The sequence below is a fragment of the Prevotella sp. P6B4 genome, assembly GCF_000619985.1.
GTDB lineage: Bacteria > Bacteroidota > Bacteroidia > Bacteroidales > Bacteroidaceae > Prevotella.
This window is the reverse complement of sequence record NZ_JHVE01000026.1, coordinates 1-19,863: the sequence shown is the minus strand read 5'-3', so window position 1 is coordinate 19,863 and position 19,863 is coordinate 1. Positions and strand designations below refer to the sequence as shown.

The window sequence follows — 19,863 nt, the reverse complement described above, 5'->3', positions numbered from 1 at the left end:
CCAAAAATTACTATCTTTGCACTCGAAAAAATAGAATTAGCAATGGAAAGAGAGAAAAAAGAGATAGAAATGAAGGTGCGTAGCAGTCAGGCTTGCATTCGCGAGGGCTACCAGTTGTACAGCGCCAACTTCCGGAAAATTTTCCGTGCCACCTGGTGGCTGGCCATCGGCTTTGCACTCCTCGCGGCTGTGGCTCAGGCTCTGCCTGTACTGATATCACCCACCCTACTCTTACCCGCTTCGATACTGGCCATAGTAGCTGTAGGCACCTGGCTGGCCGCAGCCAAATGGCGCCTTAAGAAGTTGCAGATGCTCCCCCCCGTAGCCCTGCGCTACGGCGCATGGATGGCACACATAGGCAAGCTATTATTAGTAGCCTTTGTGAGCCTCATCATCGTAGCACTACTGGCATTACTAACCACCCTGCCCACAGTCATACTGATAACAGCCAACTGGCAATCGCAGATAGGCATGCTATACGGCGATCCATCGGGGATGCCCGACAGCGTAAAATGGCTAAGCATCGCAGTATTTGCAATAGCTGGTTTTATCCAGGCATACGTATGGCTCACCATGGTACTGCCCATGTATCTGGTTAAGATATCGATATACATGCAGGACAAAGAGAAAGAAGAATTCAACAAGAAAACAATATGAAAAAGATTTTATTTATCGACCGCGACGGAACGCTGATTGAGGAACCTGCCGACGAGCAGATTGACAGCTTTGAAAAACTAAAATTCGTAAAAGGCGTATTCCGCAACCTAGCCTTTATCCGCGAGAAACTGGACTTTGAGTTTGTGATGGTTAGTAATCAGGATGGCTTAGGAACAGAGAGTTTCCCCGAAGACACATTCTGGCCCGTACATAACTTCATTCTGCAAACACTTGAGGGCGAAGGCATTACCTTCGACGAGATTCTGATCGACCCTCACTTCCCCGAAGACAACGCACCAACCCGTAAGCCAAGCATCGGATTGGTAGAAAAATATATTAACAATCCCGACTACGACATCGCCAACTCGTACGTAATTGGCGATCGCGAAACCGACCGACAGTTCGCCAAGAATATCGGTTGCAAATCGCTGATTCTGAGCGACGAGGGTATCACTTGGAACAAGATAGCCGAACTGCTGTTTGCCGGCGAGCGCACAGCCGAAGTGAAGCGCACCACGAAAGAGACCGACATCTGGGTAAAAGTAAACCTCGACGGATCGGGCAAATGCGACATCAGTACTGGCTTAGGATTCTTCGACCATATGCTGGAACAGATCGGTAAGCACGGAATGATAGACCTGACCATCCACACCAAAGGCGATCTGGAGGTTGACGAGCATCACACTATCGAGGATACAGCTATCGCTTTGGGCGAATGCATCCTACAGGCTTTGGGCGACAAGCGAGGCATCGAGCGCTATGGCTATTGCCTACCTATGGACGATTGCCTGTGCTCAGCCTGTCTGGATTTCGGCGGACGCCCCTGGCTGGTTTGGGACGCCGAGTTCCATCGTGAGAAAATAGGCGAAATGCCCACCGAGATGTTCCTGCACTTCTTTAAGAGCCTGAGCGATGCCTCGAAGATGAACCTGAACATCAAAGCCGAAGGTCAGAATGAGCATCACAAGATTGAAGGCATCTTCAAAGCCCTGGCAAGAGCGCTGAAAATGGCTGTACGTCGAGATATCTACCACTATGAGTTACCCTCTACAAAGGGAATGTTGTAGAAAATTTGGTAATATCAATTATTTTTCGTACCTTTGCAGCCCAAAATAATATATAAGTTAAGAAGTTAAGATGATTACAGTTACAAATCTGGCAATCCAGTTTGGAAAGAAGGTCCTCTACAAGGATGTAAACTTAAAGTTTACAAGTGGTAACATTTATGGTATTATCGGTGCCAACGGTGCTGGTAAATCAACTCTGCTGCGCGCCATCAGCGGCGAGCTTGAAGCCAATAAAGGAACCATCGAGATGCAGCCAGGCGAGCGCCTGAGCGTGCTGGAGCAGGACCACTTCAAGTATGATGAATTTTCGGTGATGAACACTGTGCTGATGGGACATCAGCCACTTTGGGAGAACATGAAAGAGCGTGAGGCTCTGTATGCAAAACCCGAAATGAGCGAAGAAGACGGCGTAAGAGCTGCAGAATTAGAGATGGCATTTGCCGAGATGAACGGCTGGGAGGCCGAAAGCGAGGCTGCACAGCTATTACAGAATCTGGGAGTAGCAGAGAGTCAGCACTACAAGCAGATGAGCGAGATATCAAACAACGAGAAAGTACGCGTTATGCTGGCTAAAGCCCTGTTCGGACACCCCGACAACCTGTTGCTCGACGAGCCTACCAACGACCTTGATCTGGACACCGTTCAGTGGTTGGAGGAATATTTAAGCAATTTGGAGCAATGCGTATTAGTTGTTTCGCACGACCGTCACTTCCTGGATGCCGTATCGACCCAGACCGTCGATATCGACTTTGGCAAGGTAACCCTGTTCTCAGGTAACTACTCGTTCTGGTACGAGAGTTCGCAGTTGGCTCTGCGCCAGGCTCAGAACCAGAAGATGAAGGCTGAGGAGAAGAAGAAGCAGCTGGAGGAGTTTATCCGCCGATTCTCAGCCAACGTAGCCAAGTCAAAGCAGACCACATCTCGTAAGAAGATGCTGGAAAAGCTGAATGTAGAAGAGATTACTCCATCAACACGTAAATACCCAGGCATCATCTTCCAGATGGAACGCGAGCCTGGCACACAGATTCTGGAGGTAGAAGGACTGAAGGCTGTTGACAGCGACGGTACCGTATTGTTTGACAACGTCAGCTTCACCATCGAAAAGGGACAGAAGACCGTTTTCCTGAGCCACAATCCAAAGGCTATGACAGCCCTGTTCGAGATTATCAACGGCAATCGTGAAGCTCAGGCAGGTACCTACAAGTGGGGTGTTACCATCACCACCGCCTATCTGCCACTCGACAATACCGAGTTCTTCCAGAGTGAGATGAATCTGGTTGACTGGCTCTCACAATGGGGACCTGGTAACGAGGTTACCATGAAGTCGTTCCTGGGTCGTATGCTGTTCAAGGAAGAGGATGTCCTGAAACATGTGAACGTACTCTCGGGAGGAGAGAAAATGCGTTGTATGATAGCCCGCATGCAGTTGAAGAATGCCAACTGTCTGATCCTCGACACGCCTACCAACCACTTGGATCTGGAAAGTATTCAGGCCTTCAACAACAACCTGATCAACTTTAAGGGTAACATTCTGTTTGCATCGCACGACCATGAGTTCATCAACACCGTGGCCGATCGTATCATCGAACTGACACCAAAGGGTACTATCGACAAGCTGACAAGCTACGATGATTACATCTATGATGAGACCATCAAGGCGCAGAAGGAGAAGATGTACGTCTAAATTGGCACGGATTTTGCTAAACTATCAGCAGAACTTTAAAAATCGCTATTATGACAGAAAAAGATATCAACATCGAAAACGAGGAGAACCTCGAAGAGATGAACACAGAGAACGCAGAGAATACTGAGAGCGCAGAGGCAGAAAAGACCGAAGAGGCCGCTCAGGAAGAAGAAACAGAAGAACAGGATCCACTGGCAAAAGCCCAGCAGGAAATTGAGGAACTGAAGACACAGTTGCTCTACAAGGCTGCCGAATTTGAGAATTACCGCAAGCGCACCCTGAAAGAGCGTGCCGAGCTGATTCTGAACGGTGGCGAGAAGGCCATCTCAGCCATTCTCCCTATACTCGACGATATGGAGCGTGCCATTGCCAACGGCACCAAGACCGACGACCCACAGGTACTGCGCGAAGGTATGGAACTGATTTACAACAAGTTCGTAAAAGCCCTCGAGAGCCAGGGCGTTAGCAAGATTGAAACCAAGGATGCCGATTTTGACACCGACCTGCACGAGGCGGTAGCAATGGTTCCCGGCATGGGCGACGACAAGAAAGGTAAGGTTATCGACTGCCTGCAGGAAGGATACAAATTGAACGACAAAGTAATCCGCCACGCAAAAGTGGCAGTAGGACAATAAACCGATATGGCACAGAAACGAGATTATTACGAGGTGTTGGGCGTCCAAAAGGGCGCTACAGAAGATGAAATCAAAAAAGCCTATCGCAAGATAGCCATCAAATATCACCCTGACCGCAACCCCGGCGACAAAGAAGCTGAAGAGAAATTCAAGGAGGCGGCCGAGGCATATAATGTACTGCACGATCCGAAGACTCGTCAGCAGTATGACCAGTTCGGATTCGACGGTCCTAACATGGGTGGCGGATTCGGAGGATTCAGCGGATTTGAAACCAACATGAACATGGACGATATCTTCTCTATGTTCGGCGACATCTTCGGTGGTCACGGATTCGGTGGATTCGGTGGTGGTCAGCGTCGTCAGCAGCAGCATCGTGGAAGCGATCTGCGACTGAAGGTGAAACTAACACTCGAAGAGATCAATACCGGTGTTACCAAGAAGTTCAAGGTACGTAAGGATATCCCCTGCCCTCACTGTAACGGTAGCGGTGCAGAGGCAGGAAGCCAGAAGGAGCAATGTCCTACCTGTCATGGGCAGGGCTACATCACGCATACCACCCAGAGCATTTTCGGTATGATGCAGCAGCAGAGTGTTTGTCCTACCTGCGGCGGCGAGGGTCAGGTCATCAAAAACAAATGTAAGCATTGCGGCGGAACAGGCGTTGAGAAAGGTGAGGAAGTTGTTGAAATCAACATCCCAGCCGGTGTAGCTGAAGGCATGGTTGTCAACGTCCCCGGAAAAGGAAATGCCGGCAAGCACAACGGTATAGCTGGCGACATTCAGGTGTTTATCGAAGAAGAGGAGCACCAGACATTTATCCGCGATGGCAATGACTTGATTTACAACCTGTTGCTCGACTTCCCAACAGCAGCCTTAGGTGGCGACATAGAAATCCCCACTATCGAAGGCACTAAGTTAAAGGTCAAACTTGAGAACGGCACCCAGCCTGGTAAGACACTTCGTCTGCGTGGCAAAGGTCTGCCAGTAGTTCAGGGTTATGGAAGCGGACGCGGCGATTTGGTAGTAAACATCAGCGTGTATGTACCAAAGACACTCAGCAAGGAAGAGAAGCAGGCCATTGAGCAGTTCAAGGGCAGCGACAATTTCAAGGGTGATAAGCAGACACGCGACTCCATCTTCCAAAAATTCAAGAATTACTTTAATTAATATATTAATAAGGTATAGCTATGACATATCAGGAAACGTGTGAATACCTGTATAGCCAGTTGCCCATGTTTGAGCGTCAAGGCGCAGGGGGCTATAAGGAAGGGCTCGAAAACAGTCATGCACTTGATGAGCATTTCGGCCATCCCCATAAGAAGTATCTCACCATTCACGTGGCGGGAACCAACGGTAAAGGCTCATGTGCTCACACGCTTTCTGCTATTCTGCAGATGTGCGGTTACAAGGTGGGACTATACACATCACCCCATCTGGTTGACTTCAGCGAACGCATCCGCGTAAACGGTCAGCCCATTCCAGAGGACTATGTTGTAGATTTCGTCGAGAAAGAGAAACCTTTCTTCACCCCCTTACAGCCTTCCTTTTTCGAACTCACAACGGCTATGGCATTCAAGTATTTTGCTGACATGAATGTCGATATAGCCGTTATCGAGGTTGGTCTGGGCGGCCGCTTGGATTGTACCAACATCATTACCCCTATTCTGTCGGTCATCACGAATATCGGCATGGACCACATGCAATTCTTAGGCAACTCCCTGGAAGAGATTGCCATGGAAAAAGCCGGTATCATCAAACAGCATGTCCCCGTAGTGATTGGTGAGACAACCCCTGAAACACGTCAGGTGTTCAGTACTATTGCTATGGAAAAACAATCTCCTATTGTTTTCGCTGAGGACCGCCAGCAGATTATCTCAGCTTCCATCAACACCAAAGGGATAGAATTCTACACCAAGAGTTTTGGTATTATAAGCGGAGAACTAAACGGTAGCTATCAGGAGAAGAACGCCAACACTATTCTCTGCGCTGTACAGCAATTGGAGGCGTTAGGATATATGCACGCCTGCAAATGCGCTGCAAACACAACCTGCCAGAACCGCGAGGTAAAACAGGGATTTGCACACGTATGCAGCCTGACCGGACTGAAGGGTCGTTGGATGAAAGTGGGCGATGCCCCATTGACGATCTGCGACACAGGTCACAATGTACCAGGATGGACCTATCTGAGCAAGCAACTGAAGTCTGTCCAGTGCGACCACATGCACATAGTATTTGGAATGGTCGATGATAAGGACATTCATGGTGTGATGGAACTATTGCCGATTAATGCTACGTATTATTTTACAAAAGCCAGCAATAAAAGAGCAGTTTCAGAGAACGTTTTGAAGCTCTACGCCCAAGGTTTAGGACTTGACGGAGAGAGCTATCCGGATGTAAAAACTGCCTACGAAGCAGCAAAGGCTGCAGCCGACAATAACGACTTTGTGTTCGTTGGAGGTAGCAGTTACATCGTAGCAGACCTGCTAAAGAACTGTATTTAGGCTTTTTTAATACAACAAAAACTTTTTTTTCGTAGAAACGTTTGTCATTTTGATTTTTTTTCTGTTACTTTGCAGAAAAATAGTATTTTAACTAAAAACATTACGAAATGGCAAACACTACAGAGACAGTGAATCTGTGCGGTCTGAAACGTGAAAACTTTCAGGCCACTATCAACGGTAAAAAAACCGACTTGTACATTCTTAGAAACCGTAAGGGTTTTGAAGTGGCCATCTCTAACTACGGAGGAGCCATTTGTGCTATTATGGTTCCCGGAAAGGATGGCAAAGTAGCTAACGTTATTCAGGGTCACGACAACATTGAGCAGTTGACCAGCGGAAATGAGCCCTACCTGTCAACATTGATAGGTCGTTGGGGTAACCGTATCTGCAAAGGACAGTTCATTCTGAACGGCAAGGAGTATCAGTTGGCACTCAACGACGGTCCCAACCACTTGCATGGCGGTGCCGTAGGTTTCAATGCAAAGGTATGGGATGCCCGTCAGATGGGGCCACGCTCTCTGGCCTTGCATCGTATTTCATCTTATGGTGAGGAAGGGTTCACAGGCGAGCTTGATGTAACGGTAGAATTTACTTTCACCGATCAGAATGAGTTGGTAATCGAATATCTGGCTACCACCAACAAGAAGACTATCGTGAACCTCACACATCACGCTTTCTTCGCATTGGGCGGTACAGCTGATCCTACACCAGGTATCGAAGACCAGATCTGCGAGATCAACGCCGACTTCTACCTGCCTACCGATGCAACTGCAATCCCAACAGGTGAGATCCTGAAGGTTGAGGGTACTCCATTCGACTTCCGAAAGGCCAAGCCATTGGGACAGGATATCGATGCCGACAACGAGCAAATCAAGTTCGGTCATGGTTTCGACCACAACTACGTGCTGAACAAGCAGGAAGAGGGCGAGCTCTCGTTTGCAGCTAAGTTGACCGATCCTAAGAGCGGACGCACCATGGAGGTTTACACCACCGAGCCAGGACTTCAGCTCTACACCGGCAACTTCCTGAATGGTTACAAAGGCGCCAATGGTTGCACATTCCCCCACCGTTCAGCAGTATGCTTTGAGGCTCAGCACTTCCCCGATTCACCAAACCGTCCATACTTCCCAAGCGTGATACTGAATCCTGGTCAGCGCTATAAGCAGAAGACGATTTACCGCTTCGGTGTAGTTGAATAATCTCTCCAACTTAAAAAATTAATAGACAACAATATGACTGAAACAAACAAGAATGGCAAAGTAATTGCCATTATCACGATGTGCTTCATCTTCGCGATGATTAGCTTTGTAACTAACATGGGTGCTCCCTTTGGAAACATCTGGGGTTTTGAATATCCTTTTGCCAAAGCTTGGGGTAACCTGATGAACTTTGCTGCTTACCTGTTCATGGGTATTCCTGCAGGTAAAATGCTGACGAAATACGGATACAAGAAGACTGCCCTGATTGCTCTGATCGTGGGTATCGTTGGTTTGTGTTTCCAGTATCTCTCTAGCCTTGTAGGCGCAGGTACTTACGTATTCACATACGATAGCATCCCTGTAGCCCTCAATCTGGTTATCTACCTGCTGGGTGCTTTCGTCTGCGGTTTCTGCGTATGCATGCTCAACACCGTTGTAAACCCCATGCTGAACCTTCTTGGAGGTGGTGGTAACAAAGGTAACCAGCTGATTCAGGTTGGAGGTACGCTGAATTCGCTGACCGGTACACTCACTCCGCTGTTGGCAGGAATTCTGGTAGGTACTGTTACCGCAGAGACCAGCATGAGCGACGTTGCTCCCCTGCTGTTCATCGGTATGGCCGTATTCGCTATTTCGTTCGTAATCATCAGCCGTGTTACGATTCCAGAGCCCACACTCGGCAAGGTTTCACCAAAGTACGAGCGTAGTCCGTTGGCATTCCGCCATTGCGTACTGGGCGTTATCGCTATCTTCTTCTATGTAGGTATCGAGATTGGAATCCCTATGGAGCTTAACTTCTACGTGACCGACCTCGGTTTCGAAGGTGCAGCCGCCATCGGTGGAACTCTGGCAGCCGCCTACTGGCTTCTCATGATGATTGGTCGTGCCTGCTCAAGCGCTATCTCTGGCAAGGTTTCTACCAAGTTGCAGCTTTCTACAGTTAGTACTGTAGCCATCCTGCTTCTTGTTGTTGCCATCTTCATGCCCGAGAGCGTAACAATCTCATTCAGCGGACACGATGTACCTGCTAAGGCATTCCTGATTCCCGCATGCGGTCTCTGTACCTCTATCATGTGGGGCGGTATCTTCAACCTCTCTGTTGAGGGATTGGGTAAGTACACCGAGGCAGCCTCAGGTATCTTCATGACAATGGTTGTTGGTGGTGGTGTAATGCCCCTCATTCAAGAGGCTATCGCCAAGTCAGCTGGTCCAATCTTCAGCTATTGGCTTGTCATCACTATGTTGGCCTACATTCTGTTCTACGCCCTTGTTGGTTGCAAGAACGTAAACCAGGATATTAAGGTAGATTAATATTAACCCCTTAAAATTTTAAACTTATGGACATCGAATTTGTAAGAAGCCGCTTCATCAAGCACTTTGATGGAAAGACAGGAAACGTATATGCATCTCCCGGACGTATCAACCTGATTGGTGAACATACCGATTATAATGGTGGTTTCGTATTCCCAGGTGCTGTAGACAAGGGCATCATAGCTGAGATGCGTGCCAACGATACCGAAGATACAGTAATGGCTTATGCTATCGACCTGAAGGACCGTGTAGACTTCAAGCTTTCCGACCCTGCAGGTCCCAAAGCATCTTGGGCCCGATATATTTATGGTATCGCCTTGGAAATGAAAAAGTTAGGCGTTCCAGTTAAAGGTTTCAACATTGCTTTCGCTGGCGATGTGCCCCTTGGAGCAGGAATGTCATCTTCAGCCGCTATGGAGAGCTGTTTTGCTTGCGGTCTGAACGATATTTTTGGTGAGAACAAGGTATCGCAGTGGGATATGGTTCTGGCCGGTCAGGCTACCGAGCACAACTACTGTGGTGTTAAGTGTGGTATCATGGACCAGTTTGCCTCGGTATTTGGCAAGGCTGGCTGTCTGATGCGTCTCGACTGCCGTTCTCGCGAGTTCGAGTACTTCCCATTCAAGCCCGATGGCTATCGTCTGGTATTGCTCGATTCTGTTGTTAAACACCAGTTGGCAGGTTCACCCTACAACGATCGCCGCAACAGCTGCGAAAATGTTGTAAAGCATATTGCCGCTAAGCATCCAGAGGGTAAGTTCGAGACCCTGCGCGACTGCACATGGGAGCAGCTTGATGAGGTTCGTGCAGAAGTTGGCGAAGAGGACTACAAGCGCGCCAAGTTCGTTCTTGGCGAGAAGGACCGTGTACTTGCTGTCTGCGACGCGCTGAACGAGGGCGATTATGAGAAGGTAGGTGAGTTGATGTATCAGACCCACGAAGGCCTATCGAAGGACTACGAGGTATCTTGCGAAGAGCTTGACTATCTGAACGACTTGGCAAAGGAGAACGGTGTTACCGGTAGCCGCATCATGGGCGGTGGATTTGGTGGCTGTACCATCAACCTGGTTCGCAACGATCTCTACAAGAAATTCATCGACGATGCCAAGGCCAAATTCAATGCCAAGTATGGACACGAGCCAAAAGTTTACGATGTAGTAATTGGCGACGGTTCACGTAGAATTTGCTAACTCCGAACCAACAAAAACACAGCATTCTGTGTTTATAAAGGTTAAATAACGAGAGTAAGGTGTGAAAATTACACCTTACTCTTTTTTTTTTCTTGTTTTAGCTTGTAAATTCGAAATTAAGGTTGTAATTTTACACCCAAAATAATAACAACAAATTATCAACAACTTAAAACATAGTAACAAAATGAAGACAATCAAAGCAACTTTGATGGGAGTTGGCGTAGCTGCGCTGATGCTCTCATGCGCAAGTGGCCAGCAGGCTCCTCAGCTAACTGTATCGGGTCTTGACCCAGCCAAATTCGACACCACTATTCAGTCAAAACCAGTGAAGCTCTACACGCTGAAGAATCAGAACGGCATGGAGGTATGCATCACCAACTATGGTGGTAGAATCGTTTCGCTTGTTGTGCCAGATAAGGATGGCAAGCCAACCGATGTTGTACTCGGATTCGACAACATCGCCCAGTATGCCGACACTATCAATACACCCTCCGACTACGGTTCAAGTGTAGGTCGTTATGCCAACCGTATCAAGAACGGTCAGTTCATTCTGAAAGGCGACACCGTTCAACTCAGAACCAACGATGGTCCTAATAGTCTGCACGGTGGTGGCAATACAGGTTGGATGCACCAGGTTCTTGATGCCGAGCAGATTGGCGATTCTATTCTGAAACTTACACTTGTTGCACAGGATGGTGAGAACGGATTCCCCGGCAAAGTCATGTCTGTTACAACCTACAAGCTCACATCCGACAACGTGCTTGATATGACTTGGGAGGCAGAGACCGACAAGCCAACTATCATTAACCAGACCAACCACAACTATTACAACCTGAGTGGTGACTTTACACAGCCCGCTTACGATATGGTACTCTATGTCAATGCCGACAACTTCACACCAAGCGACAAGCTTTACATCCCCACAGGCGAGATTAAGTCGGTTGAGGGCACTCCAATGGACTTCCGTCAGCCTCACGCTCTGGGCGATAGCATCAACTCTCAGTTCGATCAGATTCAGAATGCTACAGGTTACGACCACAACTATTGTCTGAACACCTATAAGGACGGTAAGGGCGATGATACTCAAGTATGTGCCAGCCTCTACAGCCCCAAGACAGGTATCCTGATGGAGATGTTTACCAACGAGCCAGGTGTACAGGTTTACAGCGGTAACTTCCAGGGTGTAGGAGCTGACAAAGATATCCCTCGCAAGAATGGTATCACCTACCCCAAGCACGTGAGTGTATGTCTGGAGAGCCAGAAGTACCCCGATTCTCCCAACCACCCAGAGTGGGTACAGCCCACACTGAATCCTGGTGAGAAGTACTTCAGTCACGCTGCCTACAAGTTCTCCATCAAATAAACGGATTCTATAGTTACTAACAAATATCAATCAATTAAAAAATGGCATTATTAGACTGGATTGTCATCGGTGCTTTCTGTTGTGCACTGGTTGGCATTGTATTATGGGTTATTTCTCAGAAGAATAATAACTCAGCAGATTATTTCTTAGGTGGTAAGGATGCAACATGGATTGCCATCGGTGCATCAATCTTCGCTTCAAACATTGGTTCAGAACACCTGATTGGCTTGGCTGGTGCCGGAGCTTCATCAGGTATGGCTATGGCCCACTGGGAGATTCAGGGATGGATGATTCTTATCTTGGGTTGGGTGTTTGTACCATTCTACACTCGTTCTATGGTTTACACTATGCCAGAGTTCCTGGAGCGACGCTACAACACACAGAGCCGTACCATCCTCTCGGTGATTTCACTGATCTCTTATGTGCTCACAAAGGTAGCCGTAACAGTTTATGCAGGTGGTCTGGTGTTCCAGCAGGTATTCGGTATCGAACAGCTTTGGGGTATCGACTTCTTCTGGATTGCAGCTATCGGTCTGGTCGTTATCACAGCTATCTACACCATCTTCGGTGGTATGAAGAGCGTGCTCTACACCTCGGTTCTGCAGACTCCTATCCTGCTGCTCGGTTCACTCATCATCCTTGTACTTGGTTTCAAAGCCCTGGGTGGATGGGACGAGATGATGTCTGTTTGCGGTGCCGTTGATGCTAACGAGTATGGCGACAAGATGACCTCACTCATTCGCGACAACCGCGATGCCAACTATCCTTGGCTGGGTGCCCTTATCGGTTCTGCCGTTATTGGTTTCTGGTATTGGTGTACCGACCAGTACATCGTTCAGCGTGTACTCTCTGGTAAGGATGAGAAGGAAGCTCGTCGTGGTACCATCTTCGGTGCTTACCTGAAGCTGCTGCCCGTATTCCTGTTCCTGATTCCTGGTATGATTGCCTTCGCCATGAGCACCAAAGGCATCACCCTGCCAAACGGCGAGGTATTTGTACTGAGCACACCCGATGCAGCCTTCCCTACCCTCGTAGCTAAGTTGCTGCCTGCAGGTGTTAAGGGTCTGGTAGTTTGTGGTATCCTGGCTGCCCTGATGTCTTCTTTAGCATCTCTGTTCAACTCTTCAGCCATGCTGTTCACCATCGACTTCTGGAAGCGTCTGCGTCCTGAGACTCCTGAGAAGCAGCTGGTTCGTATCGGACAGATTGCAACTGTAGTTATCGTGATTCTCGGTATCCTGTGGATTCCCATCATGCGTTCGGTAGGTAACGTACTCTACAACTATCTGCAGGATGTACAGTCAGTACTGGCTCCTGGTATCGCCGCCGCCTTCCTGCTGGGTATCTGCTGGAAGCGTGCATCTGCCAAGGGTGGTATGTGGGGATTGCTCTCTGGTATCATCATCGGTTTGACACGTCTGGGCGCTAAGGTTTACTACAGCAACGCCACCGATGCAGCCGACAGCTGGTTCAAGGCTGTATTCTACGACTTCAACTGGTTGTTCTTCTGCGGTGTCATGCTGATTGTATGCTGCCTGGTTGTAATCGTTGTATCTCTGCTGACAGAGGCTCCCGACGAGAAGAAGATTCAGGGTCTGGTATTCGGAACTTCTACCCCCGAGCAGATTGAAGCCACTCGCAAGAGCTGGAATAAGTGGGATGTATTCCACACCATCGTTATTCTTGGCTTTACCGTAGCATTCTACATCTATTTCTGGTAAATCATAGCAATATATGACATATTATCATGAACATTCCAAAGTCTGGTTGTCGGTCGACTGTATCATCTTCGGTTTCGATGAGAACAAGCTGAAGATTCTGATCGGTCGCCGCAACATGGACCCAGGACGTGGCGAATGGAGCCTCTACGGAGGCTTCGTTTCCGCCAACGAGAGCGTTGACGAGGCAGCCTCACGCACCCTCTTCGAACTCACGGGTCTTCGTAATCTCTACATGCGCCAGATAGGTGCCTTCGGTAATGTAGACCGCGACCCGGGTGAGCGTGTGGTATCTATCGCCTATTACGCCCTTATCAATGCCAATGACTACGACGACAAATTGCGTGAAGAACACGGACTGGAGTGGGTAAACATCGACGAGATGCCACAACTCTACTCCGACCATAATGAAATGGTAGCCAAGGCACGCAAGATGATGAAACAAAAGATGGCACACGAACCGGTTGGTTTCCGCTTACTGCCCAGCCTGTTCACCCTCACCCAGCTGCAGCGACTCTATGAGGCTGTATATGGTACCGAGCTCGACAAACGCAACTTCCGCAAACGTATTAAAGAGATGGACTTCATCGAGAAGACGGAGCTTATCGACAAGAAGAGTTCTAAGCGTGGTGCTTATCTTTACCGATTTAATAATAAAGCTTACAACGAAGATTCAAATTTCAAATTGTAATAACTATGTTAGAAGAATTAAAAGAAAAAGTATTCAAGGCCAACTTAGACCTTGTAAAGCAAAACCTGGTAATCTTTACCTGGGGCAATGTTTCAGGTATCGACCGCGAAAAAGGGCTCGTTGTCATCAAGCCCTCAGGTGTTGACTACGACGTTATGAAGGCTTCTGATATGGTAGTTGTCGACCTCGAAAGCGGTAAGGTTGTTGAAGGCGACCTCAACCCCTCGAGCGACACCCCTACCCACTTGGTATTATATAAGGCATTTCCCAACATCCAGGGTGTGGTTCACACCCACTCTACCTATGCCACAGCTTTCGCACAGGCCGGCCGCGATATCCCCAACATCGGCACTACTCACGCCGACTATTTCTACAAGGATATCCCCTGCACCCGCGATATGACCGAGGCTGAGGTAAAAGGCAACTACGAGTTGGAGACCGGCAATGTGATTGTCGATGAGATTCTGAACATCCGTAAGATCAATCCCGACCACACACCTGCCGTATTGGTTAAAAACCACGGTCCCTTCTCATGGGGAACTTCTCCCGACAACGCTGTTTATAACGCCAAGGTCATGGAGCAGTGTGCCAAGATGGCCTTCGTAGCCTTCTCAGTAAACCCAAGCCTCACCATGAATCCACTGCTGATAGAAAAACACTATATGCGTAAACATGGTCCAAACGCTTACTACGGACAAAAAGGACAGAAACATTAATCAGTAATAACAATGAGTATGAAAGCATTTGATAATTACGAAATTTGGTGGGTGACCGGTGCTCAGCTCCTCTACGGAGGCGATGCAGTCATTGCAGTCGACAGTCACTCAAAGGAGATGGTAGAAGGTCTGAACGCCTCTGGCAACATCCCCGTTAAGATTGTTTATAAAGGTACAGCAAATAGCAGCAAGGAGGTTGAGCAGGTGATGCTCGCTGCTAATAACGACGAAAAGTGTGTAGGTATCATCACTTGGATGCACACCTTCAGTCCTGCCAAGATGTGGATCAAGGGTCTACAGCAGCTGCAGAAGCCTTTGTGCCACTTCCACACCCAGTATAACGCCGAGATACCCTGGAACGACATCGACATGGACTTCATGAATCTGAACCAGAGTGCTCACGGCGATATCGAGTTCGGACATATCTGTACGCGTATGCGCGTAGCCCGCAAAGTGGTTTGTGGTTATTGGAAGGACGCGAAGGCTCAGAAGCAGATTGCCGTATGGGCTCGCGTAGCCGCTGGTGTGGCTGATGCTCACAACGTACGCTGCCTGATGTTCGGTATGAACATGAACAACGTTGCCGTTACCGATGGCGACCGCGTTGAGTTCGAGCAGCGTCTGGGCTATCATGTTGACTATTACCCTGTATCTTCTCTGATGGAGTACTTCAAGCAGGTAACCGATCAGGAAGCCGACGAGCTCGTTGAGGAGTACAAGAAGCTCTACACCATCAAGATCGACGAGAGCGGCGAGCAGGTTTACTGGGAGAAGGTGAAGAATGCTGCCAAGGCCGAGATTGCCCTGCGCCGCGTACTGAAGGACGAGGGCGCAACTGCCTTCACCACCAACTTCGACGACTTGGGCGATGCTAACATCGACGATCCTAACTTCTGCGGTTTCGACCAGATTCCTGGTCTCGCTTCACAGCGCCTTATGCAGGAAGGTTATGGTTTCGGTGCCGAGGGCGACTGGAAGACAGCTTGCCTCTATCGCACCCTGTGGGTTATCCAGCAGGGCATGCCTACCGGCTGCTCATTCCTTGAGGACTACACCCTCAACTTTGCTGGCGACAAGAGTTCTTGCCTGCAGAGCCACATGCTCGAGGTTTGTCCGCTGATTGCTACCGACAAGCCCAAGCTCGAGGTTCACTTCCTGGGCATCGGTATCCGCAAGCAGCAGACCGCCCGTCTGGTATTCACCTCAAAGACCGGCGCTGGTATCAAGGCTACCGTTGTTGACCTGGGTAACCGTTTCCGCCTGATTTCTCAGGAGGTAGAGTGCATCGAACCACAGCCCATGCCAAAACTGCCTGTAGCTTCAGCACTCTGGGTTCCACAACCCACATTCGAGGTTGGCGCTGCCGCATGGATTCTGGCTGGTGGTACTCACCACAGCGCTTTCTCTTACGATATCAACGAGGAGTACTGGGAGGACTTTGCTGAGATGACCGGTATCGAGTATGTCCGCATCAACAAGCAGACCAACATTGCCGACTTCAAGCAGCAGCTCCGTAACAACGAGGTTTACTACATGTTGAACAAAGCACTTCGTTAATTGAAAATTGACAATTGACAACTATGACAGCAAAAGAAACTATACAAGCAGGTAAAGCCATTCTCGGTATCGAGTTTGGCTCTACCCGTATCAAGGCCGTCCTCATCGACGAGGACAACGAGCCCATTGCACAGGGCTCACACGAGTGGGAGAATCAGTTGGTAGATGGTCTCTGGACCTACTCTACCGAGGCTGTTTGGTATGGTCTGCAGGACTGCTATGCCGATCTCCGCAAGGACGTGTTAAAGCAGTACGACTGCGAGATTGAGAGTCTGGCTGCCATCGGCTTCAGTGCTATGATGCACGGCTACATGGCCTTCAACAAGGACCAGCAGATTCTGGTTCCCTTCCGCACATGGCGTAACACCAACACCGGTAAGGCAGCTGCCGAGCTCTCTCAGCTCTTCAACTACAACATCCCCCTGCGCTGGAGTATCAGCCACCTCTACCAGTGCATCCTCGACAACGAGGAGCATGTTTCCGACATCAAGTACCTGACCACTCTGGCAGGTTATGTTCACTGGCAGGTAACAGGCGAGTTCGTACTGGGTGTAGGCGATGCTTCAGGTATGATTCCCGTGGATCCCGTTACCAAGACTTACGATGCCGAGATGGTTCGCAAGTTCGACGAGCTCATTGCGCCTAAAGGCTTCGCTTGGAAGTTGCTCGACATTCTGCCCAAGAGCTTGAATGCAGGCGAGAACGCCGGTTTCCTCACTCCCGAGGGTGCTAAGAAACTCGACGTTTCCGGTCACCTGAAGGCAGGTATCCCCGTTTGTCCTCCTGAGGGCGACGCTGGAACAGGCATGGTAGCTACCAACGCTGTCAAGCAGCGCACAGGTAACGTATCGGCCGGTACTTCTTCATTCTCTATGATTGTATTGGAGAAGCCACTCTCTAAGCCTTACGAGATGATCGATATGGTGACCACACCCGACGGTTCACTCGTAGCCATGGTTCACTGTAACAACTGCACTAGCGACATCAATGCCTGGGTAGGCCTGTTCAAGGAGTACCAGCAGCTGCTGGGTGTTCCCGTTGATATGAATGAGCTCTACGGCAAGTTATTCAACAAAGCCCTCGAAGGCGATACCGACTGCGGTGGCTTGATGGCCTACAACTACGTTTCCGGTGAGCCTGTAACAGGTCTGGCTGAAGGACGTCCCATGTTCGTTCGCTCTGCTGGCGATAAGTTCAATCTCGCCAACTTCATGCGCGCTCACCTCTATGGTGCTATCGGTGTGCTGAAGATTGGTAACGACATCCTGTTGAAGGAGGAGAAGATCAAGGTTGACCGTATCACCGGTCATGGTGGTTACTTCAAGACTGCCGGTGTAGGTCAGCGCATGCTGGCTGCCGCCCTCAACTCACCTATCTCGGTGATGGAGACAGCAGGCGAAGGTGGTGCCTGGGGTATTGCCCTGCTGGCTGGCTACCTGATTAAGAAGAACGGCAAGAACCTGGCCGACTACCTCGAAGAAATTGTCTTCGCAGGCAATACCGGTCTCTCTATCGCTCCTACTGCCGACGACGTAGCAGGTTTCGAGAAGTATATCGAGAACTACAAGCGCTGTCTCCCCATCGAACAGGCCGCTGTAGATAATAAGTAAGATTTCAACAACGACATGAAGAAAGTTATTCTAACCGCGACTATCGCACTGGCTTTTGCCGCATCGGCATCAGCCGCAGAAAATGTGAAAGCTACGGTTCATGCCGATCAGGCAGGAGCCAAGATTAACCGTGAGATCTATGGTCAGTTCTCAGAGCACCTCGGCAGCTGTATCTACGGCGGTCTCTGGGTGGGCGAGAACTCACAGATCCCCAACATCAAGGGTTACCGCAAGGATGTGTTCGAGGCTTTGAAAGCCCTGAAGATTCCCGTAATGCGCTGGCCTGGCGGCTGCTTTGCCGACGACTACCACTGGATGGACGGTATCGGTCCTAAGAACCAGCGTCCTTCTCTGCGTAACAACAACTGGGGCGGCACCATCGAGGACAACTCGTTTGGTACCCACGAGTTCCTGAACCTCTGCGAGATGCTCGAATGCGAGCCCTATATCTCTGGTAATGTAGGTTCTGGTACCGTAAAGGAGATGGCCCAGTGGGTTGAGTACATGACCAGCGATGGCGATACACCTATGGCACGTCTGCGCCGCCAGAACGGTCGCGACAAGGCCTGGAAGGTGAAGTACTTCGGTATCGGTAACGAGGCATGGGGCTGTGGTGGTAACATGCGCCCGGAGTACTATAGCGACGAGTATCGCAAGTTCAACACCTACCTGCGCAATCAGGGTGGCAACCAGCTCTACCGTATTGCCTCGGGTGCCAGCGACTACGACTACAACTGGACCAAAGTGCTGATGGATCGTATCGGTGGTCAGATGCAGGGTATCTCTCTGCACTACTACACCTGCACCGGTTGGAATGGTCCTAAGGGGTCTGCCATCAACTTCGATACCGACCAGTACTACTGGGCACTCGGTAAGTGCCTGGAGATCGAAGAGGTTATCAAGAAGCACAAGGCCATCATGGACGAGAAGGATCCTAAGAACACCATCGGTCTGCTCGTTGACGAGTGGGGTACCTGGTGGGACGAGGAGCCCGGCACCATTCCTGGTCACCTGTACCAGCAGAATGCCCTGCGCGATGCTTTCGTAGCTGCCTTGAGTCTCAACGTATTCCATAAGTACACCGACCGTGTAAAGATGGCCAATATCGCTCAGGTAGTTAACGTTCTGCAGTCGATGATCCTCACCGATCAGGAGGGTACAGGCCACATGGTACTGACACCTACCTACTGGGTATTCCAGATGTACACCCCGTTCCAGGAGGCAACCCATCTGCCTGTCGACCTGCCTACAGAGACTGTACAGTGCAGCACCGACTACTGGAAGAAGAAGCAGGACACCAAGGACAACTCTACCCGTCCCTGCCCACTGCTCTCAGCCTCGGCTGCCAAGACTAAGGACGGCAGCATCGTGCTTGCTCTGACCAACGTCAGCCTCGACAAGGCACAGACCATCGATTTCAACTTCGCTGGTTTCAATGCCAAGCAGGTAAGCGGTCGCATCCTCACTTCGAAGAACGTAGCCGACTACAACGATTTCAAGAATCCTGATGTTGTAGCCCCCACCGACTTCAAGGATGCAAAATTGAAGAAAGGTGTTCTCACCGTGAAGATCCCCGCTAAGTCGATTGTTGTTCTGAACATCAAATAAAAAAGAAGCCCCGCCGGTTGGGAGGGCACTGAAAAAGTCCTATTAGGCACTTTTTAACAATTACAGTCTGCACATAGTCAGTAAAACATTTGGCTATGTGCAGATTTTTTTGTACCTTTACAGCATAAAAGAGAGTGCTTATGCTGTCGCAACAACAAGAGTTAGTATTGAGTGAGTATAGTGCCTTGTACGACATAGTTGTCCCACAAGACAATCTTCTGAGACGTATCAACGGGCTCGTTGATTTTTCTTTTGTCTATCAAGAGTTGTTAGACAAATACTGTCCAGACAATGGTCGTATGGCAGAGTCTCCTATCCGCATGTTCAAGTACCTGCTCCTTAAGGTCATCTATGAT

At 49.4% G+C, this 19,863-nt stretch carries 16 protein-coding genes and 1 pseudogene; all 17 read left to right on the top strand.

Annotated elements, in window-relative coordinates; genetic code table 11:
* Positions 1 to 42: 42 nt before the first annotated feature.
* Positions 43 to 657, top strand: coding sequence for a hypothetical protein (locus T491_RS0114010; RefSeq protein WP_028904438.1), 615 nt, complete (start codon positions 43 to 45; stop codon positions 655 to 657).
* The gene (hisB, locus tag T491_RS0114005) at positions 654 to 1,724 is read left to right on the top strand and encodes a bifunctional histidinol-phosphatase/imidazoleglycerol-phosphate dehydratase HisB (RefSeq protein WP_028904437.1); all 1,071 of its coding nucleotides are present in this window, start codon (positions 654 to 656) and stop codon (positions 1,722 to 1,724) included. Before T491_RS0114010 ends, hisB begins: the two co-directional genes overlap by 4 nt.
* 70 nt (positions 1,725 to 1,794) lie before the next feature.
* Entirely contained in the window at positions 1,795 to 3,408 is a 1,614-nt protein-coding gene (locus T491_RS0114000; RefSeq protein WP_028904436.1) for an ABC-F family ATP-binding cassette domain-containing protein, read from the top strand.
* A gap of 50 nt (positions 3,409 to 3,458) precedes the next feature.
* A complete protein-coding gene (locus T491_RS0113995) occupies positions 3,459 to 4,043 on the top strand; it encodes a nucleotide exchange factor GrpE (protein ID WP_028904435.1) in 585 nt (194 codons plus the stop codon).
* A gap of 6 nt (positions 4,044 to 4,049) precedes the next feature.
* The gene (dnaJ, locus tag T491_RS0113990) at positions 4,050 to 5,210 is read left to right on the top strand and encodes a molecular chaperone DnaJ (RefSeq protein ID WP_028904434.1); all 1,161 of its coding nucleotides are present in this window, start codon (positions 4,050 to 4,052) and stop codon (positions 5,208 to 5,210) included.
* Positions 5,211 to 5,230: 20 nt separating this feature from the next.
* Positions 5,231 to 6,544, top strand: a complete 1,314-nt coding sequence (locus tag T491_RS0113985; RefSeq protein WP_028904433.1) for a folylpolyglutamate synthase/dihydrofolate synthase family protein — start codon at positions 5,231 to 5,233, stop codon at positions 6,542 to 6,544.
* A 107-nt stretch (positions 6,545 to 6,651) separates the two neighbouring features.
* Entirely contained in the window at positions 6,652 to 7,743 is a 1,092-nt protein-coding gene (locus tag T491_RS0113980) for an aldose epimerase family protein (RefSeq protein WP_028904432.1), read from the top strand.
* Positions 7,744 to 7,776: 33 nt separating this feature from the next.
* The gene (locus T491_RS0113975) at positions 7,777 to 9,054 is read left to right on the top strand and encodes an MFS transporter (protein WP_028904431.1); all 1,278 of its coding nucleotides are present in this window, start codon (positions 7,777 to 7,779) and stop codon (positions 9,052 to 9,054) included.
* 26 nt (positions 9,055 to 9,080) lie between these two features.
* Positions 9,081 to 10,244: a galactokinase gene (gene galK / locus T491_RS0113970; RefSeq protein ID WP_028904430.1), complete on the top strand. Its 1,164-nt coding sequence runs from the start codon at positions 9,081 to 9,083 to the stop codon at positions 10,242 to 10,244.
* A 184-nt stretch (positions 10,245 to 10,428) separates the two neighbouring features.
* Positions 10,429 to 11,607, top strand: coding sequence for an aldose epimerase family protein (locus tag T491_RS0113965; protein WP_028904429.1), 1,179 nt, complete (start codon positions 10,429 to 10,431; stop codon positions 11,605 to 11,607).
* Between the two features lie 41 nt (positions 11,608 to 11,648).
* A complete protein-coding gene (locus T491_RS0113960) occupies positions 11,649 to 13,328 on the top strand; it encodes a sodium:solute symporter (protein ID WP_028904428.1) in 1,680 nt (559 codons plus the stop codon).
* Positions 13,329 to 13,341: 13 nt separating this feature from the next.
* Positions 13,342 to 14,016 carry an NUDIX domain-containing protein gene (locus tag T491_RS0113955; RefSeq protein ID WP_028904427.1) on the top strand — a complete coding sequence of 225 codons (675 nt, stop codon included), beginning with the start codon at positions 13,342 to 13,344 and terminating at the stop codon, positions 14,014 to 14,016.
* 5 nt (positions 14,017 to 14,021) lie between these two features.
* A complete protein-coding gene (locus T491_RS0113950; RefSeq protein ID WP_028904426.1) occupies positions 14,022 to 14,732 on the top strand; it encodes an L-ribulose-5-phosphate 4-epimerase in 711 nt (236 codons plus the stop codon).
* A gap of 18 nt (positions 14,733 to 14,750) precedes the next feature.
* On the top strand, positions 14,751 to 16,289 hold the full coding sequence (gene araA / locus T491_RS0113945) for an L-arabinose isomerase (RefSeq protein WP_028904425.1): 1,539 nt from the start codon (positions 14,751 to 14,753) through the stop codon (positions 16,287 to 16,289).
* A gap of 23 nt (positions 16,290 to 16,312) precedes the next feature.
* On the top strand, positions 16,313 to 17,899 hold the full coding sequence (locus tag T491_RS0113940; RefSeq protein WP_036916167.1) for a xylulokinase: 1,587 nt from the start codon (positions 16,313 to 16,315) through the stop codon (positions 17,897 to 17,899).
* 15 nt (positions 17,900 to 17,914) lie between these two features.
* Positions 17,915 to 19,507: an alpha-N-arabinofuranosidase gene (locus T491_RS0113935; RefSeq protein WP_028904423.1), complete on the top strand. Its 1,593-nt coding sequence runs from the start codon at positions 17,915 to 17,917 to the stop codon at positions 19,505 to 19,507.
* A gap of 140 nt (positions 19,508 to 19,647) precedes the next feature.
* Positions 19,648 to 19,863 (top strand): annotated as a pseudogene (locus T491_RS0113930) (IS5/IS1182 family transposase); the annotation flags it as partial.